Genomic DNA, 20,343 nt, shown 5'->3' with positions numbered 1-20,343 from the left:
TTGGACTTAGTTCTGCAGTTCGGCCGGGATCAGCTTGGCGGCTTCGGCCTTGACGTCGACGGCCGGGAACGTGTCGGGGTAGAGGTAATGCGCGGCTTCGCGCAGCACGATTTCGCGGGCGATCGGGCCGTTGGTCTCGACCCACTGGTCGCCGACATAGAAGACGCGGTTATTCTTGACCGCCGACAGCTGCGACCAGATCGGGTTGCTCTCATGCGGACGATCCGAGCCGGAATCATAGACGAAGATGACCTCCGGGTCCTTCTCCAGCATGGTTTCGAGACTGAGGTCGATGCCGAACTCACCGCCCGGCGTCTTGGGGCCGGGAACATTGTCGCCGCCAATGGCAGCGACGATCGAGGCCGAGGTATTTTCCGTGTGGAAGGCAAAAGGCGTTGCGCCTCCCCACATGATCAGGAAGCGCGGATGAACGTCCTTCGGCGCCTTGGCGGCGAACTCCGCAAGATGCTTGCGGAAATCGGCGTTCAGCTGTTCGCCGCGCTCGGGCTTGCCGAGCAGCTTGGACAGCGCGGCCGTCTCGCTGTAGCTCTCTTCGAGCAGTTCCATGTTATAGGCGACATAAGGTGCGATGTTTTGAAGCTGCGCCGCATTGCCGACCGTATAGCGGCGGATCGCGACGATCAGATCCGGCTTGGCTTCGGAGAGAAGTTCCAGATTGGGCTTGGCGCGCTGGCCGATCTGCTTCATTCCGGAGGTCAGGCCGAGCAGGAATTCGGGCTCGCGGCCTTTCGTCATATAGGTGCTGGCGACCGGCTTGATGCCGAGTGCCAGCGCGACGTCATCTGCGAAATAGGAAATCGAGGCAATGCGCGTCGGCTGTGCCGGAACTTCCACGGTGACGCCGCGGTCGTCGACGATCGAGACTTTCTTGTTGTCGTCGGCGTGCGCGGACCCTGCCACTAGCACTGCGGACAGGCCGAGCGCCGTGAAAAATTTATGTGCGTATCGAGTCATATCTGAAAACTCCCCTCTGACGGGCAGAGGCTTTAACCAAAAAAGCGGAGTTTAACAATCATGATTCTTTTGCGCGGTTTCGGGGAAGAGACGGCACTGCATGCACAAGCGGACAGTACCCATCTCAGGGCTCAATCCTCAGCCAAGGTGAAGACGGCGCAGGGCGCGGCGATGCCGCGCAGGGCGTGTTCGCCGAGCGGCGTCAGCGCGGCCTCGGTTTTCGCCGCCACGGCACCTGAGATCAGCACGCTGTGGCCGAGCGGCTTGCAGAGCCCTTCCAGCCGGCTGACCAGGTTGACTGCCGGGCCGATGGCCGTGAAATCAAGCCGGTCGGCGGCGCCGATATTGCCCCAGAGAATCTCGCCGAAATGCAGGGCAGCGCCGAAGGGCAGCGGCGCCAGCCCCTGCGCCCGGCGCATCTGGTCGAGATGGGCCATTCCGGCGCGGCAGGCGGCGACAGCCCGAAGTGCCGCCTCGCAGGCCTCTCGATCAGCCCCGGCCTCGTTGCCGGAAGCCCTCGTGACAGGAAATATCGCCAGCACGCCGTCGCCGATGAATTTCAGTACCTCGCCACCGAAGGCGTGCACGGCGCCGGCGACGCGGTCGAAATAAGCGTCGAGCGCAGATATCATCGCCTGCGGCTCCGTCACCTGGGAAAGCGCGGTGAAATCCCGCAAATCGGCGCAGAGAAGGGCCGCGCGAATGGTTTCGCCGGTGCCGCGGGCAAGCGCACCCGACTGAACCCGAGCCGCACTGCGCCGACCGAGATAGGCTTCCAGCAGTGCTGCCCGCGCCTCCCGCGCCGCAAGGGCTGCGAGCGGCGCGGCGGCAAAACGCGCGACCTCCTGCAGCCGCGCGGCTTCATCAGGAGCAAATTCGTCCGCCCCTTCCCCTTTGCCGATGCCTGCCCAGCCAAGCATGGCGCCGTCCTGAGAAGCTCCAACCCTCTCCTCCCAAACCGGCCCGAGCCCAATCAGCCATTCGCGCCCGGCATCGCTTCGAGGTGCGGCGGCAAATCCCAGCGCCTCGATGACGGCCCCGGTTTCGGCCCGCCACAGCCAGGTGCGCCGCGCGATGATCGGATGCGGCACCGAAAGTGTCAGCGCGCCGCCGGAAAGCGCCAGGCCATCGGCCAGCAGCCGGCGCCCAAGCTCGGCCAGAAACCGTTCGGGACCGGGCGAAGCCGTAGCCTCGTCAATCAACCAGGCAAGGGAAGGAGGCAGATCCATGTGCTAACATTGGCATCGCCCTGAGAGGTTCGCAAGCGAACGTTGCCGCAGCCCGGCAGGACACCTCCGGTGTCCACAGGCCTTGGCAAACGACTGCGAAACCCGAGACGTCATCCTCGGCCTCGTTGTTGTGCCGAGGAATTGCGCCGTTTTCTCGTCAAGCAATTGCGTCTTCAGATGCTCGACACAAGGCCCAACATGACGGAGGAGACTTTGTCGGCAAACTGAGGCCACCTCCGATGTCCAGGAGCGCCCTCATCGGCTCTTGCCGCTCGGGGCATCCGCCACGGCCTCCCCACATCCTTGTCAACCCCACCTCCGAAGAACCCTGTGGAAAACCATTCACCACGGTGGAAAACAATGAAAAAAACACTTTAAACTTGCGCGGCTTTGATTCCATTATGTGCCAGCTTGTCATCGACGATTGAGGGGTTGCGATGGGCACGACATATTGGCCGAAAGACCCGCTTGACGGGAATGACATGACGCTATTGACGTCGATCCTTCGGCGGTGGTGCGCGCGCTATGGGATCGAGTTTACGGCCGAGGAAAGCAAGCGGAAGGCGAAGGAACTCGTCGAATGGTTCGAGTTCGGCGTCAAGGATCCGGCCGAGCTCGAAGAGCTGATCGACGGAAAGCACTGGCTCGTCTGCCGCATCTGAGCGCAGCCGGGCGAAACATCGCACCGGCCCTCGTTCGTCTGCCTCTGTCAAAGGCTTTTAGTAGTCGTCCCGCCAGCGGCGTTCACGATCCCAGCGCCGCTCATAGCGCCAACGTGGGCCATCCCAGTCGCGATGACGCCGTTCCCAGCCCCAGCGGGGCGGACCGCCATAGAAAGCTACAGGCGGCGGGCGTCGCCAGTTGCGCCGGCATTCGCCCCAGCGGGTCAGATGCCAGCCGCGACCGCAGGCGTAGTCGACCTTTGTGACAGTGCTCTCAACCTTGATTGCCCCAATCGGCATCGCCTGAGCCGTGCCGATCGAGAGGCTGCCAGCGAGCAAGGCAGCCGCGATAGAAAGTGCCTTCATCGAAAACTCCATTTCATCCAGCCACAAACACCTTAGGACCGCCAAATTGAACTGGAGATGAATTGCACGTTCATGTTTGCGGACGAAAAAGCAGCACCTTTCGGCCGCCGGCGGACCGTTCTTCCCGCAACGTCAAGCGCTTGAGGAGCGTCCCGCCGCCTGCCGAAAGCCGTTCATCTCCTGCCGTAAAATGGATCGGGACCGGGGTCCCGCCCGGCAGCGACCTCCGTGAGCCGTCCGAGGTAATGCGCCCAGCCTTCCTCATGGCCGGCGCATTGCTCCGCACTCGGCAGGCCGCTATGGGTGAGCCGCAAAAGCGTCCCGCCCCCCTGCTCGATCAGGTCAATCTCGACCAGGCTCGATCCCGGCGGCACCACCTCGCTGCCGTCCCAGCCGAAGCTGTAGGCAAGCCGATGCACCGGCACCACCTCGCGAAACGAGCCGCGCGCAAAGCGGGCGCCGGTGACATTGACGAGATAGAGCCCGCCGGGCTCCGGCTCGACCTCGGCCTCCGTCCCCATCCAGCGCAGGATCTTTTCCGGATCGGTCATCAGCGCAAACACCGCCGCCGGCGGCGCCGCAAGATGCGCCTCGCGGCGCACGACGAAAGATTCTGGCATCGCTTTCTCCAAGGTTGCCGCCCCGTCTCGGGAACAGCGTATCATGCTATATTGACGTGGGTGCCCTCAATGGAAGCATGTAGGCTTGAAGATGTGTCCAGCAAGGGCGGGCGACAACCTCCAACCTCGCTCATCCTGAAGCGCGCAGGCCGAAGGCCGAAGCCTCGAAGGACTCTCTCCAGCGCTGCATCCAGCGTTCACTGAGATTGATGCTCCCAGCTCGCTCTCTTCGGAGCCTGTAAGGGGCACCATCTCTCCACCTCATTCCTGTGCCTGTCACAGGAATCCAGCCGCGGCGGATCCATTCCCCTATTGCCAGCCCGCCGCCTTGCCCCTATTGTCCGCGCCGTTCTCAGGGCGGGGTGAAAGTCCCTACCGGCGGTATGCAGTTCGATTGCGAGCCCGCGAGCGCCTTCCTCGGAAGGGTCAGCAGATCAGGTGAGATGCCTGAGCCGACGGTCATAGTCCGGATGAAAGAGAACGTGCGCTGCCGCTGCCCTTCGGGACTGGCTGCGGATGCTCGTGATCGCCTTGGGTGACGTGTCTGTACGCCAAAGGAGATTACCATGACACCCACCCGTTATGCCTTCGTCAAAGCCGGCTGGCACGCCGATATCGTCGACCGTGCGCTTGAAGGCTTCCAACAGCTTGTTCCCGCCGAACAGATCGACGTATTCGACGTCCCCGGCGCTTTCGAAATGCCGCTGTTGTCGCGCGATCTTGCCGCCACCGGACGTTATGCCGCCGTCATCGCCGCCGCCTTCGTCGTCGACGGCGGGATCTACCGCCACGAATTCGTCGCCCAGGCCGTCGTCGATGGCCTGATGCGTGCCGGCATGGATACGGGCGTCCCGGTGCTGTCTGTTTCCCTGACACCGCACCACTATCAGGAAACGGAGCACCATACCCAAATCTACCGCGCGCATTTCGTCGAGAAAGGCCGCGAGGCCGCACGCGCCGCCCTGATGATCGGCAAGACACGCGCCGCTCTTGCGGCCTGAAGCATGCCGCGCAAGAGTGTGCAGCGGTTTTGCGGCAACGACATGCGTGAAAACAAAAACCTAAAGCGCAAAGAGCGAATCCGAAAGATCGCGATGCGCTTTAGCTGCCCGCGCGACAGCGGCGGGATCGGCCCGCCGTCTCTTCTGCACCGACAGAATAATTGATTCGACGCACTTACCGCGCTGTGGTCCACTCGAGCCTGACATGTATCGCCATTCTTAATGCGTCCAAACCCTAAGGGAGCTGAAGATGAGCAATGCAATGCGCAGTGAAACCTCCATTGAATCCATGAGAACGCGACCGGTCGACACCAAGCTCGAAGTGATCGTCATCCCCGTTTCCGACGTCGACCGCGCCAAACGCTTTTACGAAAAGCTCGGCTGGAGGCTCGACGCCGACTTTTCTAATGATGCCGATTTCCGCGTGATCCAGTTCACCCCGCCTGGCTCCGGCTGCGCCATCATCTTCGGAAGGAATGTCACCGCTGCCGCCCCCGGCTCCGCCCAAGGCCTCTATCTCATCGTCTCCGACATCGAGGCCGCGCGGCGCGATCTCGCTGCCCGCGGCGTCGAAGTGAGCGAGGTTTTCCATGATGCATCGGGCGTCTATGCCGGCAAGGATGAGCCCTATCTCTTCGGGCGCCTGCGCATCGCCGGCTGCGACCCCGAGCATCGCAGCTACCGTTCCTTCGCCTCCTTCAAGGATCCGGATGGAAACGGCTGGCTGTTACAGGAAGTCACGACCCGCCTGCCGGGACGCATCGACGCCGATGAGACAGCATTTTCAACTTCGAGCGACCTGGCAGCCGCACTCCGTCGCGCCGCCCACGCCCACGGCGAACACGAGAAACGCAACGGCGGCAAACACGACGAGAACTGGCCGGACTGGTACGCCGAATATATGGTCAGCGAGCAGGCCGGCAGGCAACTGCCGTTGTAGTGGCTGCGGCAGATGCTGGGAGCACCGGCCTCGCCATTCGATATCCCCTGCGGGCACTCGGGGTGAGGCTTTCTTGGGCGGGAGATACTTTCTTCCTTGCTTTACAGGCGTGCCGTGTGGCCCCCTCTGCCCTCTCATCCCAAGTAGCGCTCACAGCCGCACGTTACCGGTCGAAAATGTCCCGCCACTGCTTCTCGCCGATCAGACAATCCGTCGTCGGCGGGTCGGCGGCGATCCTCTCCACCGTCGGCGAGGGTGAAATGCCGCTGATCTCCATCACCAGCTTGCGGCGAACGGCGACGGCGAAGTCCTCGATCTTGCGGACCGGCAGCACGAAGGCGCCGGGGCCGCCGATGACGCAGTCGGCATAATATTTGTCGAGCCCATCGGCCGCATCGGAAGGCCGCAGCATGAGGGCGAGGCCGTTGATGACCATGCCTGATGCCACCGCCTTGTCGCGGACGGGCGTGACGGGATTGCCGGAATTGTTCGGGCCGTCGCCGGAGACATCGATCACCTCCCGCCTGCCCCGGAAGGGGCTGGCGATGATCATGCTGACGCCCTGAGCGATCGCGGTGGAAATCGAGGTGCGCCGCTGCGTGGCGATCGGCCGGGCGTCGAGCTTGTCGGCAAAGGCGATCGCATCCTGCTCCGTCGCGATCACCTGCCAGTCGATCACCGAACCCTGGACGACATAACCCGCCCATTCAAAATAACTGATGGCGATGCGGCCGGTGAGCCCGCCCTTCACCGCGTCGATGAATTCCTTGTGTTTCAGCGCCTCGACATAACCGTCGCGCTGGATGCCGATCTCTTCGAAATCCATCGACCGCGAGGTGTCGACGGCAAGCACCAGCGTCACGTCGACCTCGTTTGCCGCAGCCTGCGCCGTCGGCACGACACCGGAAAGACCCATGAGCACCGCAAGTGACGTCAGCATCGGCAGATCCCCGCGCCATTCCCAAGCCGGGCGACTCTAGCACAGCTTGATCGGGGCAGAACGCGCCGCCACGCGTTGGGCTTCAATTTTCGGTGATGGCCCCCTCAATGCAACGGCAGCCACAAAGGACTTTTCCATGCCTTCAGCGCGTCGAGGAAGACCTGCAGGCGCAGGGGCAGGAAGCGGCGCGTGGGATAGACGGCGTGCACGAAGATTTCCGGCGACGACCAGTCCGGCAGCAGGCGGATGAGCGCGCCTCTTCGGATCTGCTCGTCGCAATAGGTCGAAGGCAGGAGACCAATGCCGTGGCCACGATAGGTGAAGGCGCTGACCGCATCAAAATCGCGGCTCGATGCCGGCCCCGACACGCGCACGTCGACCGATTTGCGGCCGCTGACGAGATGCCATTCCGCTTCGCCGTTGCGCCCGTTCAGGAGCACGCACCGATGGTCCTTGAGATCTGCGGGCTTTGTGGGAAGCGCCCTCTCCTTCAGATAATCCGGGGCGGCGACCAGATAGCGTACGCTCTTGCCGAGCCGCTGCGCGACGATGGTGGAATCCTTGAGTTCGCCGAAGCGTATGCCGAGATCGATATTCTCCGCGACCAGATCGAGGAACAGGTTAGTGACGAAAAGATCGACTTGGATCTCGGGATAGGCCTTCAGGAAATCGGAAATGAATTCGTAGAAGACCTCTTGGCCCAAGATGACCGGCACCGAGATCTTCAGCAGGCCTTCCGGCTTTCTCTGCGTTTCAGTCAGCGCCTGCTCGGCGTCGATGAGATGAGCAAGCGGCTCGCTGCACCTGTCGTAATAGGCCCGGCCCTGCGCGGTGAGGCTGAGCTTGCGGGTCGTGCGCTGGATCAGCGTCACGCCGAGCTGCTCTTCGAGCGACGTCACCTTCCGACTGACGGTCGAAACAGGCATGCCGAGCGAATGGGCGGCGCGGCTGAAGCTGCCATATTGCGCCACCTTCACGAAGACGGCGATGTCGTTGAGATCGGCCATGCCGGCATTTTTGCACTGATGCAAAAGAGAATCCAGATATTTCCATCTAATCGAGCAATGAGGTTTTCGCCATATTCACCTTGCGAAAACAACCAACAACCCGATGGCGGCGCGATCGCGGCGGCCTCATCTCGAGCGACCACCTTGCCAGGTCTGCGTTGCCCGAACCAGATTATGGAGTTCAACATGACCAAGCAAAGGACTGTCATCGTCACGGGCGCCTCCCAAGGTATCGGAGCAGGGCTCGTCAACGCGTTCGTCGAGCGCGGCTACAACATTGTTGCCACCTCGCGTCAGGTCAGCGCTTCGGATGCCTTCCAGGCTTCCGACGGGCTGGCTCTGGTCGACGGCGACATCGGCGATCCCGAAACAGCGGCCCGCGTCGCCAAAACCGCAATCGACCGGTTCGGTTCGATCGACGCGCTCGTCAACAATGCCGGCATCTTCTTCACCAAGCCGTTCGTCGATTACACGATGACTGACTTCCGTAAGCTCTCGTCGACCAATCTTGAAGGCTTCCTGCACCTGACGCAGCGGGTCATCAGGCAGATGCTCGCCCAGAAGACGGGCGGCAGCGTCGTCAGCATCACCACCCCGCTGATCGACCATCCGATCGCCGGCATGCCCGCTTCCGTGGCGATGATGACCAAGGGCGGCATCGACGCGATTTCGAAGAACCTTGCGATGGAGTATGCAAGCGAGGGAATCCGCGTCAACACGGTCGCCCCCGGCGTCGTCGACACGCCCCTTCACAAGGACAATCCGAAGGAGTTCCTGAGGACGCTGTCGCCGATGACAGGCATTTCGAATGTCGATGAAATCGTCGACGCGGTGGTCTTCCTCACTGAAGCTCCGCGCATCACCGGGGAGGTGCTGCACGTCGATGGCGGCGCACATCTGGGCAAATGGTAAACCGTGAGAAAGCGCAGGCAGCCGGCGCGGAACGGCGGCTGCAGGAACTCGGCATCCCCCTTCCCCCGCCGCCGACACCCTTTGGGGCCTATGTCGAGGCGACGAGAACAGGCAATCTGGTCTTCTTCAGCGGCATGCTGCCGGTTGTCGGCCACGAGCCCCGCTATATCGGCCGTCTCGGCGGCGCGCTGACATCGGAAGACGGCCGCAAGGCAGCCGAGACGGCAACGCTGAGCGCGCTTTCCGCCGCCAAGGATTATCTCGGCTCGCTGGAGAGCGTCTTGAGGATCGTGAAGCTCGGCGTCTATATCGCCACCGAAGGCGATTTCCGCGACCACCCCAGGGTCGCCGACGGCGCGTCCGAATTGCTGCTTGCGGTCTTCGGCGAGGAAAAGCTCTCCGGCCGCGTCGTCCTCGGCGTCGCCAGCCTGCCCCTCGGCATGCCGGTCGAGATCGAGCTCGTGATCGAAGTCGCGGATTGAATGAGCGGGGCGCGCGTCTTCAGCGCGCCCCGCCTTCTTGCCTTCGCTTGCGCTCAGCCTGCCGCCAACAGCAGCACATAGGCAATGACGCTCACCATCAATCCGCGAAAGGCGACAGTGACGCAGCGATATTTGCTGCGGGCGATGCAGGAAAGAATTTCGGCGTTTTCGAGATACTGATCGAAAAGATAGCGCTCGTCGCGCCGCAGGGCCGCTTCGAAGAACAGGTCGCGGTGCTTGGGCCAGGCGCCCCAAAAGAGCGAGGTCGATGTGCCCAGACGACGGGGCAGCACGACGAGAATGGCCGAGAGGATGGAGAAGACCGAGGCTGCGGCAAGCAGGCCCGAGAACAGAATGCTTCCCGGCGCGGCTCCGATATAACGTGCCGGGCTGAAGACTGCCCTCACCTCGCTGGAACTCACCAAAAAGGCGAGCATGAAAGTAAAGATATAGGCGGCCTTCTGGTCGGATATCTTGATCTGATCATAACATATGTCGTTGATTTTCTTGATGTGATCGAAATACTGAGTGCTGACATCTCCGCTCGACGGCCTGCTCAGCATAACCTCCGTGACATTTTCGAATTCGCTCACCTGAATACTCCAGCCCCTAAAGTGTTTCCCTGATATTACACTTTCAAACGAAAGCAAGAACACGTGTGCAACATGCTTGACTTTTCCGCTCTGCGCGGACAAAGGGGAAGGCGGGGAATGGGGTCGAGATCATGCGGAGTTATTCCAATAACATCTGTCGCGTCGGGATGGCGCTGGCGTTTGCCGTGCCCGGTTTCGGGCTGCCGGCGATGGCCGATCCCGTGCAGCGTGCAACCCCGGTCGCGGGCTCCGTCATCGCCCGCAAGACCGGCGAGGAGGTCCGCTTCATCGACGTGTCGGACTGGCGCATCGTCGACATCAACCAGGATCTTCTGACCGGCGACGTGCTGCGCACCAATGCCAACGGCCAACTCGCCATCGTCTTTTCCGATCACACCCAGGTCCGCCTCGGCCGCAATTCCTCGCTGCAGGTCAAGAAGATGGCGGCGAGCGGCGACACGATCCTCAATCTGCAGTCCGGTACGATCTGGGCGCGCGCCGAACGCGGCGGCCAGGGCCTGGCGGTCGAGACCCCCGCGGCGGCCGCCGCCATCCGCGGCACGGACTGGACGATGACCGTAGAGGGCTCCAAGACCTCTATGATCGTACTCGAAGGCCGCGTGGCGCTCTCCAACCCGCAAGGCACCGTCGAGGTTAGCGAGGGTGAAGGGGCGGTCGCCACCATCGGCCAGGCGCCGCACAAGATCATCAGCGTCAATCCCGATGATCGCGAACAGATGCTCTTCTATCTCGATCTGCGCGACGGCTTCGATCTGATGCCGACGTCACCACTACGGGCGGACCGTATGGCGACCGAGCGTCGCCGTCTGCTGGCGCTGCCGCCGGAGCGGCGTACGACCGAAGACTGGTTGGAACTTGCCGAAGTGCAGAGCGCCTTCGAGGGTCGCCAGGCAGCCGCCGCAACCTTGCAGAATATCCGCGGCCACAAGCTGACGGTGGCCCAGCAGGCGCGAGTCGATCTGATCGACGCCGCTATCGCCGGCTCGGAAAAGCGCTATTCCGATGCCGCCAGGCTCTTTCACAAGGCATTGCCGCACCTCGACCCGACACGCCGCAACATGGCGCAGTATGGCGGCTATTTTGCGAGATCGCTCGCCGATCCCAAGCATGCCGAGCAGCCGCCCGCCAATACCGCCGGCCCCTATGGCGCGATCATGCAGGCCTATACGACAGGCTTCCTCGAGAATCCGCGCGCAGCACTCGAGATCATTAAGAAGGCGGAACAGCGCTATCCCGATGATCCGACCCTGCCAGCGGTTCGCGCCGAGCTGGCGGAGCTTATCGACGATCGCGAGCAGATGAAGGAAGCGGTGGAACGCTCGCTTGCCCTCGACCCCGACCATCCCATGGCGCTCGCCGCCCGCGCCAGTTACAAGGCAGCCTACGAAAGCGACATTGATGGCGCGCTTGCCGATCTGAACCGCGCCATCGAGCTTGCCCCCGGCGCGTCCAGCACGCTGAATTCGCTCGGCCTGCTGCAGAGTTCGCGCGATGCCAATGGTGAAGCGGAAAAGGCTTTCAAGAAGGCGATCGAGCTCGATCCGCAGGACCCGCTGCTGCATGCAAACCTGGCGATCCTCTATCTCGACCAGGACCGGATGAAAGAGGCCAAGCGCGAGATCGACACAGCAATCGCCCTCGATCCGTCGTTTGACATCGTGCTTCTCGCCCGCGGCCGCTATTACCTGCAAACCGGCGAACGCGACAAGGCGCTGCAAGACCTGCTCGCCGCCAGCACCGCCAATCCGGCGCATTCGCAATCCCAGCTGCTGCTCGCCGCCGCCCACTATGAAAAAGGCGACCGTATCCCTTCCCAGCAGGCGCTCGACAACGCCGACCGGCTCGACAACAACGATCCTTCTATCTCGGCCTTCCGCACCGCCGTCGATATCGACGATTACGACACCGACGGCGCGATCCGCAACGCGCAGGAATACCTGCGTCGCTCCCGCGCCCGCGGCGGCGATTACAGTGCGCTCGGCGCCAATGCGAGCGCCGGCTCGACGCTCAACAACGCCTTCCGCCTGCAGGGATTGGATGCCTGGGGCCGCTATTACGGCGATGCTGTCTTCGATCCCTTCAAGGGCACCGGTTATATCGACCAGTCGATCAAGGGCAGCATCTTTCCTTTCGTCAACGCGACGAGCTTCAGCGACGACAATATCATCCAGAACCGTGGCAACGCATCGAGCTACTCATCCTTCATCCAGGGCCTGCTGCTCTCTCCGCACATGCTGTCGGGCCGTTCGCGCTCGGCAACGCTGTTCGACGTGCCCTTCATCGAAGGCTCGCTCGGCGGCGGCATCAACAGCGTCGACGGCCATACGAGGCGTATCGGCGAGGCCGAAATCCAGGGCTACTCCAATGAGACGATCCCGATCAGCTTCTATGCCAACCTCAACTGGGAGGAGATTGCCCGCGACGGCAACTATACGGATTTCGGAGGCTTCTCCACCGACAACAAGATCCTTGGCGGCAACGGCTATCTCACAGCGACGATCACGCCGGACGATCGCGTCGTCGCTTATGTCAACAGTGGCAGACGCGATTATAATCTCGATACTTTGAGTGAGAACTCTCAGCTGTCGACGCTTTTGAACGCCGGGCTGTTCCGACCCATTTTCGGCCCCGGCGGTCTCGCGGCACCTGATGACTTGCCGCTTTACCTGAACCGGCGAGATATAACCACAGCAACCAATGCCGGCCTCGGCTGGAGCCACACATTCGGCTACGAAAACATAATGAACGCTGCACTGCTTTATTCCGCGGCAAGAACAAAGACGACGACAGACCTGCAATTCGACTGGGAGACGGTGCCGATCCTCGGTGGTCCAGGCACCGACATTCGCCCCTTCGGCCAAACGATCGAGGATCAGAGTTCGAAGACCTATGTCGCAGCCCTCAACCACAACATCGGCACCGGGCCGTTGACCTTCCGCTACGGCATCGAGGGCGGCTGGATCGACGCCCGCAACACTAGCTACTTCAATCTCGAAGAAATCTTTCCCGTTCTCCTGCCGGGAGTTACTCTCGGCCCGACGGAAGCCGAAAATCGTGTTGACATCGCCCGCGCCTACATCGACATGCTGCACGAGATTACGCCTGATCTGAAGGCCGAATATGCGCTGTTCGGCACGCAGATGAGCGGTGGCAGCATCGATGTCAACCGACTCGAGCCGCGCGTCGGCCTTGCCTGGTCGCCCGTCGAGAACCACTGGCTGCGCGCCGCTTTCATGCGCCATGGCGTCGATACCGGCGTTCCCACCCTTGCCCCGATCGGCGTTCTCGGCCTGCAGCCGAACCAGTTCGCGGTCGGCATCGACGGCTATACTGATACTGTCGCGTTGCAATGGGATGCCGAATGGACCGACCGCTTCTTCACCTCGGTCGAATACCAGCACCAGGATTTGCATGATTTCTCGATCGACCTGCCGCTGATCTCGCTGCCCTCTTCGGATAGTCTGCCGCTGTCGCGCGGCAGCCTCGACCGCGCCGCCATCACCGCCAACGTCGTGCTCGAGCATGGTTTTGGCCTTTCCGCCACCTATGCCTATATGGAATCCGAGAACAAGGATCCGCTCGAGCCGAATTACGGTGGCTCCCTGCCCTATATCCCGAGGAATTCCGGCCAGATTGCGCTGACCTGGGTCAACGAGGCCAAGGTCAAGGCGACGGTGGCGGCGAATTACATCGGCGAGCGCGACGGCGACGATCTCGGCACCAAGCTCGACGACTATTGGAGCCTCGACGCCCACCTTGTCTGGGAACCCTTCGACAAGCGCATCGAGCTCGAGGCTGCCGCCTATAATCTGCTCGACGAGGATTTCGAGATCACGCCCGGCGTGCCCGGCTGGGGCCGCGCCTTCAAGGGCACGCTCAAAGTCCGCTTCTGATGCGGGCGGAGCACAAGTCGCGGCAGGCCGGACTGGACAGCGGCCAGGCCGGAAGCCGCCGCCTCCGGCTGCTGGTGCTGTCGCTCACCGTGTTAATCGCCATATCGTTGCTGTCGCGCCTGCCCGCCTGGTCGCTGCTGGAGCTTAGAAGCTTCGACTACCTCTCGACGTTCGACGATCCGCGTCCGCCGCAGGGCGGACCCGTCATCGTCGCCATCGACGAGCCCTCACTCGCCGATATCAACGCGCAATGGCCCTGGCCGCGCAGCCTGCATGCGGAACTTGTCAGCCAACTGCGCGCTGCCGGCGCCCGCGTCATCGGCCTCGACATCATTATGGCCGAACCATCCAACCCCGAGAACGACGCGGCAATCGCCAAGGCGGTCGGTCCCGATGTTGTGCTTGCCGGCGATGAAACGCTGATCGAGACGCCGCAAGCCTCGCAGCTGATCCGCGCCACGCCACTGCCGGCGCTGACCGACGCGGGCGCGGTGACCGGCATTGCCTCGATCGATCTCAGCGGCGACGGCATCTTCCGCCGTATTCCCGGTTATGAGGACGGCTTTGCCGCCATGCTGGCGAAAGCCTCGGGGGCAGCGGCGGAGATCCTGCCGGCCGGCCGGCTGATCCAATCCCTCGGCCCGGCCCGCAGCTATCCCACGGTTTCCTATTATCAGGCGCTTGATCCTCAGAATCTGCTGCCGCCGGGCTATTTCAAGGACCGCGTCGTCCTCGTCGGGCTCAGCCTGCAGAATGCTCCTGAAATCGACAAGGGCGGCGTCGATGCCTTCGCCACGCCTTACACCGTTCACACCGGCAAGCTTGTCCCCGGCGTCGAAATTCAGGCGACCATATACGACAATATCCGCTACGGCCTGTCGATCCGCGAAGCGCGCCTGCCGGCGGTCGCCGCCTGCATCCTGATCTCGGTGCTGCTTGCGGCCCTTACCGTCTGGCGCTCGACGGGATGGCTGACGATCGTCACCAGCGCGGCCGCCCTCCTCGCCTTCGCGGCGGCCAGTTTCGCCGGCATCCGGCTTGGCCGTGTCTTCGTTTCGCCGCTCGGGCCGACGGTCGCCTATATCGCGGTCGCCTTCGGCCAGGCTGCCTTCGACTATGCCGAGGAGCGCCGCAACAAACGCCAGATCATCCGGGCCTTCGCCCAATATATCTCGCCCGACCTCGTCCGGCGCCTGTCGAACGACCCCTCTCAACTGAAGCTCGGCGGCGAGCGGCGCACGCTGTCGGTGCTATTTTCCGACGTACGCGGCTTCACCACCATCGCCGAGACGCTGAAGGACGATCCGGAACAGCTGACCGGCCTGATCAACCGGCTTCTGACGCCGCTCTCCGATGTGGTGATGGATCACGGCGGCACGATCGACAAATATATGGGCGACTGCATTATGGCCTTCTGGAATGCACCGCTCGACGATCCCGACCATGCGCTTCACGCCGTGCGCGCCTCGCTCGCCATGCAGGCGGCGATATCGAGGCTGAACGGCCAGCTGGAGCGTGAGGCGGCAGCCCTTGGCCGCAAGCCGCACGTCCTGAAGATGGGCGTCGGCATCAACACCGGCGAATGCATCGTCGGCAACATGGGCTCGACCCGCCGCTTCGACTATTCCTGCCTCGGCGACAGCGTCAACCTCGCCTCGCGCCTCGAAGGCGCCTCGAAGAATTACGGCGTAGCGCTGCTGCTCGGCGAGGAAACCGCAAGGCTGGTCGCCGATACTTACATCATCGTCGAACTCGACCGCATCATCGTCAAGGGCCGCACGGTCCCCTCGCCGATCTTCACCGTCGTGCACAAAGCCGACGCCGAAGCGCTGGCGGCTCATCAGGCCTTCATCGACGCAAAGTATGCCGGGACGCTTGCACCATCGCATGTCATCTTCGAAAAACTGGCCGGCGATATCCCCGAGCTTGCCGCCTATTACGCGATCGTGCAGGATGCGCTGGTTGGCGATGGTGGGGAGTAAGTCGGGGACTAATTCCACCAGCGGGCGGCTAAGTGGATGAGACTTTTCGATCTAACGGTAATGATGGGGTCTTTCAATCTGCCCTCATTAGCGTGGGAGACCGCTATCTATTCGGAGCCACCAGACCGGAGCTCAAGGATCACCTTTCCGGAAACCAGCTTTTCGATGGCCACCATGTTTTCGGCACCCGATGTTTTCGCTGGGAATTCGATCTGAAGCTGCCGTCCAGAAAACAGAACCGGGTCATTTAGGTGCGGCGATAAAACGATATTATGGTCAATCAAGACATCTATGTTCTTGCCGACATGACGCGCGGTAAATTCGGAAAAATTTCGGGAGCCGTCAGAGGTAAGGGTCAGCCGAAGTCGATTCTCTTGGCTTGACCGCGCAACCACTTCTCCGCTCGCGACCTGCAATTGAACAGTTTCTGCTATCGCGAGACCCGCCCATGAAACTGAGCAAGAAAAGATAAACGCAGCTATTTTTGTTCTCATTCGATCACTCCGATCCCGGCCTTAATCTGCTCGCATGCCTCGTTGACGGCAGTGCCTTAAGGAGTAATTGCCCGCAACTTCGCGACCTCTGGTCCAACCACCGCGATGAACAATCCAGGATCGCCGAGACCCCGCGCCGACAGCATCGCCCCATGAACGGAAGCCATCAGCATCTGGGCCTGCTCTTCCGGCCGCCTGTCCAGCCGGAACAGCCCCTGCTCGACGCCGGCCTTTAGCACCGAGGTCAGCCATGCCGCCAGGTTTCGGAAATGGGCGCGCACCCGTGATGCCACCTCGTCGGGCAGCATCTGCATTTCGCTGGCGAGCATGGCGCAGACGCAGAAAGGCTGCGAGGCGTTCTCGATGCAGGAACGCCAGTAGTCGACGTAGAACTGCAACTGATCGGCAGGGCTTGCGGTTCGCTCGCGCAAAGACTGCAAACCCGCCTCCGCCTGCTTGGCATAACGATTCACCAGCACCGCGACCAGCTCGGCCTTCGCAGGAAAATGGTGGTGGATACTCGCCTTCCGGATGCCGATCGCGGCCGAGATGTCGGCATAGCTGAAGCCGTTATAGCCGCCCGCCACGATGAGCGACTCGGCGACGTCGAGAATTTTGTCCGAGGTGGAGGCCATTGATTTCATAACGCCGCCTACCTTTTGGTAGGGAGATTGTCAAGCCCTGGCGCTCCGCTCTCCCCTTTCACACGAAGGTGTCCGCAAACCACGTTGACTTCATCTTGTTACCTTCCTACTAGTAGGTAGACAAAACAAGGAGAACCTTCCCATGCAAACCGAATCTTACAACCAGTCCGAGTGGCTGCGATCCTATTATTTTACCCGCGCCGCATTCTCGGTCATCTGGATTGCCGCCGCCATTGCCTTTGCCGGACAGCCGGGCGCGGCGGCCTTTCTGCTGGTGAGCTATCCCTTGTGGGATGCGCTTGCCAATCTGGTCGACGCCCGGGTCAATGGCGGCCTGCGCTCCAACCCGTCGCAGACTTTGAACGTCGCGGTCAGCACGGTCACGGCGCTCGCCGTCATTATCGCTCTTGGCGTCGGCACCCATGCCGTCCTCGCCGTCTTTGGGGCCTGGGCCATTCTCTCCGGTCTGTTGCAGCTCTATACCGGCGTGAGGCGCTGGCGCACCCAGGGCGCCCAATGGGTGATGATCCTCAGTGGCGCGCAATCCGTCCTCGCTGGCGGCTTCATGATCGGCCGATCGCTTGGCGCCGCCACGCCGACGATCCTCGATATAGTGCCCTATGCAGGCTTTGGCGCATTCTACTTCCTGCTCTCCTCGGTCTGGCTCGCGGTCGCAGTCTACCGCAGGGCGCATTCATAGGCGCCATCCCGTTCTTGTGGCGGCAAACTTGCCGCCGCAGCAGGCCGCATCGGCCCATTCCAAGATCTCGGCGATACAGGAGATTTGCTGGAGACGATGACATTCTTTCGCGCTATGAAGGGTGATCACAGTCCCCGCCCATAGACCCCGAGGTCACTCCCATGGCTTTGAAAGTTCTCTTCGTCGGCGGCACCGGCCAGATCTCCTATCCCTGCGTCGAGCGCGCCGTCGCCGCGGGCCACCATGTCAGCGTCTACAATCGCGGTTTGAGAGATGCCGCCCTGCCCGCCGGCGTCACCTCGATCGTCGGCGAACTGGGATCGAGCGCCTACGCCGATCTCGCCAGGGCCGGATATGACGTCGTCTGCCAGTTCATTGCCTTCACGGCCGATCAAGTCGCCCGTGACATCGAGGTCTTCTCGGGCAATTGCGGCCAGTACATCTTCATCTCCTCAGCCTCGGTCTATGAAAAGCCGCCGCGTCACTATGTGATCACCGAGGAGACGCCGGCGATCAATCCTTACTGGCCCTACAGCCAGGCCAAGATCGCCTGCGAGGAATTACTGAAGAAATCCGCCAACCTCGCCTGGACGATCGTCCGCCCCAGCCACACCGTGCGCACCGGCCTGCCGATAATGATGGGGGACAGCGACATCATGGCAAGGCGCATGCTGGATGGCGAGCCCATCATCGTGGCGGGCGACGGCCACACGCCCTGGACGCTGACCCGCTCAGTCGATTTCGCCGTGCCTTTCGTCGGCCTGTTCGGCAAGCAGGCGGCGCTGAACGAGATTTTCCATATCACCTCCGACCGCGCGCATATCTGGGACGACATCCAGAAGACGATCGCAAGGCTGCTCGGCGTCGAGGCGAAGATCGTCCACGTGCCGACGGACACGCTGATCCGCTACAACGCGGAATGGATCGGCCCGCTCCTCGGCGACAAGGCGTGGACTGCCATCTTCGACAATTCGAAGGTCAAGCGCGTGGCGGGCGACTTCACCTGCGCCGAAAGCCTCGACGAAATCCTCGCCGACTCGATCATGCACCTCAAGCAGCGCCTGGCCAAAAGCCGGCCGCCAAGGGGTGAGCTGGATGCCCTGATCGACAGGATTTGCGCCGATCAAGGCGCTTTAGGCTAGGATATTCCGCGGGCGTGAACAGATGGCGACAACCGGCCGCGGGAGGCGCCACCGCCTCGTCTGTCGATGAGAATGGCCGGCCGAAAAAGGCCCGCCCTGCTCTATTTCTTTCTTACATTGATATTGACCGTGACGTCCTTGATTGTCCCTTCGCCGTAGGAGACCCTCACCTTATACATATCCTTTCCGGAATATCCGCTATTGGAAGTATAATATTCGGACACGCCAGGAGATTTCCTGGAATTGCACCTGATCTGAGGGGCGCCTGTCGGATAATGTGAGAGAATCTTTTCGCTGACGAATTCTACCGATCCATGCGCGGGAGGCTGCACAAGTTTTATGCTCGGCATTGTCGAAGCGGTGCAGTCTGCATTCAGATTGTAAGACTGGCCCATTTTTGTCCGCTCTCCACTCACGGCGCGGCTATGATCGGTAGAGACTTGAACACCATCCTTGCTGGTAACGCATCCGGACAGACCCAAAGTTACGGACGGTATGGAAATTAGAATATGGCTTGCTCTGAACAATCGCGAACCCGGCATTGTTCTTCTCATCCTATGGTTTTAACAATATTACAATTCACCTTATCCAATCGGCAGCTCATTGCAATGGCGCGGGCCGCCTCACGGCTGGTCCGGCAGCAGACATCCTATCCTTGCCCAGATCCGAGATCTTGCCTGTCTGTCGAGGGTAAAGCGGCATTCTCCGATGCCTATGCTTAGGCGGGCATCCTCCAAGGTTCCTCATCCTGAGGTGCGCAGGCCAAAGGCATGAGCCTCGAAGGACACGCGCCAACGCTGCTCCTTGTCTCCATCACCCCGGTGCACCCGCCTCGCCCTTCGAGGCCCCTGCGGGGCACCTCAGGATGAGGCTCTCGTGGACGCAAGCGCCTTGGCAACGCCCTCGGACGAGACCAATGGCGCGGCTTCCTCGTCCCTATTCAGCCGCCGCGCCTCCAGCGGGGCCTCCTGCCTGAAGCCGTCGAAACAGCGGCCGCCGTGCAAAGCGAGCTCGCGGTCAGCCAATGCGAGGATCTGGCTGCCGTCACCCTGCGCCGCCAGCCTGAATGCAGCGTCGAACTCGGCTGCGAGCTGCACATCGAGCTTCCTGATGAGACGCGGCGCCCATTTGCCGCGGCCGCTCCATGCGCCGCGCCCGAGCAAAATCAGATCGGCGAGCTTCTGGTAGAGAGCTGCGGCGATGGCGGCGATTTCCTCCGGCGAGCGGTCACCGCGCAGGTCATCGGCCAAATCGGTGACCTGATAGCGCAACATGTCGTAGCTTGCGCCGGCAAGCAGCTTCGGTCCTGCGGCCAGCACACCCGCCGCCTTTGCCTGGATCAGGCGCGCACGCTCGATATCCGACCCCACGATGCGACCCGTGGCGACCATGTTGACCATGATCGGGCAGCCGCTCTCGGCATCGGCATGAAGATAGTGCGCCAGCGTCTCTTCGTCGTGGATGAAGGCTTCGACCGGGAAGCCCTCATGCGTGAAGGATTCCCGCCAGGCCCTTTCCAGCGACGGAAACACGACGACGAGATCGATGTCCGAAAACGCCGTCCCTTCGCCGCGCATCAGGGAGCCGGTGGCGTAAGCGAAAGCCGCCCCGACGTAACGGTTGGTGACGCAGCGGCGGGCGGCAGCGAGCACCTGCTCCGCAAGATTGTCTCTTTGCAATTCGTCCATGATCTCGTCCTTGAATGCGGGAGGCGAGCGGGCAAACAAAAACCCGCTCGTT

General features: G+C 62.0%; 18 protein-coding genes, 1 pseudogene and 1 riboswitch. Of the genes and pseudogenes, 9 read left to right on the top strand and 10 right to left on the bottom strand.

Translation table 11 applies throughout. The features are described from left to right. Positions 1–6 precede the first annotated feature (6 nt). Both PYR71_RS11445 and PYR71_RS11440 read right to left on the bottom strand, forming a co-directional pair. The gene (locus PYR71_RS11445) at positions 7–975 is read right to left on the bottom strand and encodes an ABC transporter substrate-binding protein (protein WP_275619429.1); all 969 of its coding nucleotides are present in this window, start codon (positions 973–975) and stop codon (positions 7–9) included. Positions 976–1,106: 131 nt separating this feature from the next. Continuing rightward, entirely contained in the window at positions 1,107–2,204 is a 1,098-nt protein-coding gene (locus PYR71_RS11440) for an adenylate/guanylate cyclase domain-containing protein (RefSeq protein WP_275619428.1), read from the bottom strand. A gap of 437 nt (positions 2,205–2,641) precedes the next feature. Here PYR71_RS11440 and PYR71_RS11435 point away from each other — a divergent pair, with 437 nt between their 5' ends. Then, the gene (locus tag PYR71_RS11435; RefSeq protein WP_275619427.1) at positions 2,642–2,866 is read left to right on the top strand and encodes an alpha-amylase family protein; all 225 of its coding nucleotides are present in this window, start codon (positions 2,642–2,644) and stop codon (positions 2,864–2,866) included. A 57-nt stretch (positions 2,867–2,923) separates the two neighbouring features. Here the strand turns inward: PYR71_RS11435 and PYR71_RS11430 are convergent, their stop codons facing one another. Further along, positions 2,924–3,232 carry a GCG_CRPN prefix-to-repeats domain-containing protein gene (locus PYR71_RS11430; RefSeq protein WP_011425935.1) on the bottom strand — a complete coding sequence of 103 codons (309 nt, stop codon included), beginning with the start codon at positions 3,230–3,232 and terminating at the stop codon, positions 2,924–2,926. Positions 3,233–3,405: 173 nt separating this feature from the next. Continuing rightward, entirely contained in the window at positions 3,406–3,852 is a 447-nt protein-coding gene (locus PYR71_RS11425) for an SRPBCC family protein (protein ID WP_041678693.1), read from the bottom strand. Positions 3,853–4,196: 344 nt separating this feature from the next. Further along, a riboswitch (FMN riboswitch) is annotated at positions 4,197–4,338 on the top strand. A gap of 80 nt (positions 4,339–4,418) precedes the next feature. Here PYR71_RS11425 and PYR71_RS11420 point away from each other — a divergent pair. After that, complete coding sequence (locus tag PYR71_RS11420; RefSeq protein ID WP_011425937.1) at positions 4,419–4,853, top strand: 6,7-dimethyl-8-ribityllumazine synthase; 435 nt, start codon at positions 4,419–4,421, stop codon at positions 4,851–4,853. 250 nt (positions 4,854–5,103) lie between these two features. Beyond that, positions 5,104–5,793 (top strand): VOC family protein, encoded by a 690-nt coding sequence (locus tag PYR71_RS11415; protein WP_275619426.1) that lies wholly within the window; start codon positions 5,104–5,106, stop codon positions 5,791–5,793. 163 nt (positions 5,794–5,956) lie between these two features. Here PYR71_RS11415 and PYR71_RS11410 read toward each other — a convergent pair whose 3' ends face one another. Both PYR71_RS11410 and PYR71_RS11405 read right to left on the bottom strand, forming a co-directional pair. Beyond that, a complete protein-coding gene (locus tag PYR71_RS11410; protein WP_275619425.1) occupies positions 5,957–6,733 on the bottom strand; it encodes a DUF1194 domain-containing protein in 777 nt (258 codons plus the stop codon). Between the two features lie 104 nt (positions 6,734–6,837). After that, complete coding sequence (locus PYR71_RS11405; protein ID WP_275619603.1) at positions 6,838–7,740, bottom strand: LysR family transcriptional regulator; 903 nt, start codon at positions 7,738–7,740, stop codon at positions 6,838–6,840. Positions 7,741–7,926: 186 nt separating this feature from the next. Here PYR71_RS11405 and PYR71_RS11400 point away from each other — a divergent pair, with 186 nt between their 5' ends. Both PYR71_RS11400 and PYR71_RS11395 read left to right on the top strand, forming a co-directional pair. Further along, complete coding sequence (locus PYR71_RS11400; protein ID WP_275619424.1) at positions 7,927–8,652, top strand: SDR family NAD(P)-dependent oxidoreductase; 726 nt, start codon at positions 7,927–7,929, stop codon at positions 8,650–8,652. Then, positions 8,646–9,134 carry a RidA family protein gene (locus tag PYR71_RS11395; RefSeq protein ID WP_275619423.1) on the top strand — a complete coding sequence of 163 codons (489 nt, stop codon included), beginning with the start codon at positions 8,646–8,648 and terminating at the stop codon, positions 9,132–9,134. The genes PYR71_RS11400 and PYR71_RS11395 overlap by 7 nt, the downstream gene beginning before the upstream one ends. Before the next feature lie 53 nt (positions 9,135–9,187). On the opposite strand, the gene PYR71_RS11390 is transcribed toward PYR71_RS11395, so the two are convergent. Next, on the bottom strand, positions 9,188–9,727 hold the full coding sequence (locus PYR71_RS11390) for a Pycsar system effector family protein (protein ID WP_275619422.1): 540 nt from the start codon (positions 9,725–9,727) through the stop codon (positions 9,188–9,190). 131 nt (positions 9,728–9,858) lie between these two features. On the opposite strand from PYR71_RS11390, the gene PYR71_RS11385 reads away from it, so the two are divergent. Both PYR71_RS11385 and PYR71_RS11380 read left to right on the top strand, forming a co-directional pair. Beyond that, positions 9,859–13,641, top strand: coding sequence for a FecR domain-containing protein (locus PYR71_RS11385; RefSeq protein ID WP_275619421.1), 3,783 nt, complete (start codon positions 9,859–9,861; stop codon positions 13,639–13,641). Further along, positions 13,641–15,623, top strand: a complete 1,983-nt coding sequence (locus PYR71_RS11380) for a CHASE2 domain-containing protein (RefSeq protein ID WP_275619420.1) — start codon at positions 13,641–13,643, stop codon at positions 15,621–15,623. Before PYR71_RS11385 ends, PYR71_RS11380 begins: the two co-directional genes overlap by 1 nt. A gap of 107 nt (positions 15,624–15,730) precedes the next feature. Here the strand turns inward: PYR71_RS11380 and PYR71_RS11375 are convergent, their stop codons facing one another. Then, positions 15,731–16,117 (bottom strand): SecDF P1 head subdomain-containing protein, encoded by a 387-nt coding sequence (locus tag PYR71_RS11375; RefSeq protein ID WP_275619419.1) that lies wholly within the window; start codon positions 16,115–16,117, stop codon positions 15,731–15,733. 56 nt (positions 16,118–16,173) lie between these two features. Next, positions 16,174–16,761 (bottom strand): TetR/AcrR family transcriptional regulator, encoded by a 588-nt coding sequence (locus tag PYR71_RS11370; protein ID WP_275619418.1) that lies wholly within the window; start codon positions 16,759–16,761, stop codon positions 16,174–16,176. Between the two features lie 142 nt (positions 16,762–16,903). On the opposite strand from PYR71_RS11370, the gene PYR71_RS11365 reads away from it, so the two are divergent. Together PYR71_RS11365 and PYR71_RS11360 are read left to right on the top strand one after the other, a co-directional pair. Continuing rightward, entirely contained in the window at positions 16,904–17,461 is a 558-nt protein-coding gene (locus tag PYR71_RS11365; RefSeq protein WP_275619417.1) for a DUF308 domain-containing protein, read from the top strand. Between the two features lie 161 nt (positions 17,462–17,622). Next, complete coding sequence (locus tag PYR71_RS11360) at positions 17,623–18,603, top strand: SDR family oxidoreductase (protein WP_275619416.1); 981 nt, start codon at positions 17,623–17,625, stop codon at positions 18,601–18,603. Positions 18,604–19,544: 941 nt separating this feature from the next. Here the strand turns inward: PYR71_RS11360 and PYR71_RS11355 are convergent. Beyond that, positions 19,545–20,291, bottom strand: a pseudogene (locus tag PYR71_RS11355) (nucleotidyltransferase domain-containing protein); the annotation flags it as partial. Positions 20,292–20,343: the final 52 nt, after the last annotated feature.

This window comes from Rhizobium mulingense (assembly GCF_029194105.1).
Classification (GTDB): Bacteria; Pseudomonadota; Alphaproteobacteria; order Rhizobiales; family Rhizobiaceae; genus Rhizobium; species Rhizobium mulingense.
This window is presented reverse-complemented; position numbering and strand designations above follow the sequence as displayed.

Bases quoted from the DNA above. Each gene is read 5' to 3' on its own strand.
- PYR71_RS11445 (WP_275619429.1), bottom strand. From the start codon at position 975: ATGACTCGATACGCACATAAATTTTTCACGGCGCTCGGCCTGTCCGCA.
- PYR71_RS11440 (WP_275619428.1), bottom strand. From the start codon at position 2,204: ATGGATCTGCCTCCTTCCCTTGCCTGGTTGATTGACGAGGCTACGGCT.
- PYR71_RS11435 (WP_275619427.1), top strand. From the start codon at position 2,642: ATGGGCACGACATATTGGCCGAAAGACCCGCTTGACGGGAATGACATG.
- PYR71_RS11430 (WP_011425935.1), bottom strand. From the start codon at position 3,232: ATGAAGGCACTTTCTATCGCGGCTGCCTTGCTCGCTGGCAGCCTCTCG.
- PYR71_RS11425 (WP_041678693.1), bottom strand. From the start codon at position 3,852: ATGCCAGAATCTTTCGTCGTGCGCCGCGAGGCGCATCTTGCGGCGCCG.
- PYR71_RS11420 (WP_011425937.1), top strand. From the start codon at position 4,419: ATGACACCCACCCGTTATGCCTTCGTCAAAGCCGGCTGGCACGCCGAT.
- PYR71_RS11415 (WP_275619426.1), top strand. From the start codon at position 5,104: ATGAGCAATGCAATGCGCAGTGAAACCTCCATTGAATCCATGAGAACG.
- PYR71_RS11410 (WP_275619425.1), bottom strand. From the start codon at position 6,733: ATGCTGACGTCACTTGCGGTGCTCATGGGTCTTTCCGGTGTCGTGCCG.
- PYR71_RS11405 (WP_275619603.1), bottom strand. From the start codon at position 7,740: ATGGCCGATCTCAACGACATCGCCGTCTTCGTGAAGGTGGCGCAATAT.
- PYR71_RS11400 (WP_275619424.1), top strand. From the start codon at position 7,927: ATGACCAAGCAAAGGACTGTCATCGTCACGGGCGCCTCCCAAGGTATC.
- PYR71_RS11395 (WP_275619423.1), top strand. From the start codon at position 8,646: ATGGTAAACCGTGAGAAAGCGCAGGCAGCCGGCGCGGAACGGCGGCTG.
- PYR71_RS11385 (WP_275619421.1), top strand. From the start codon at position 9,859: ATGCGGAGTTATTCCAATAACATCTGTCGCGTCGGGATGGCGCTGGCG.
- PYR71_RS11380 (WP_275619420.1), top strand. From the start codon at position 13,641: ATGCGGGCGGAGCACAAGTCGCGGCAGGCCGGACTGGACAGCGGCCAG.
- PYR71_RS11375 (WP_275619419.1), bottom strand. From the start codon at position 16,117: ATGAGAACAAAAATAGCTGCGTTTATCTTTTCTTGCTCAGTTTCATGG.
- PYR71_RS11370 (WP_275619418.1), bottom strand. From the start codon at position 16,761: ATGAAATCAATGGCCTCCACCTCGGACAAAATTCTCGACGTCGCCGAG.
- PYR71_RS11365 (WP_275619417.1), top strand. From the start codon at position 16,904: ATGCAAACCGAATCTTACAACCAGTCCGAGTGGCTGCGATCCTATTAT.
- PYR71_RS11360 (WP_275619416.1), top strand. From the start codon at position 17,623: ATGGCTTTGAAAGTTCTCTTCGTCGGCGGCACCGGCCAGATCTCCTAT.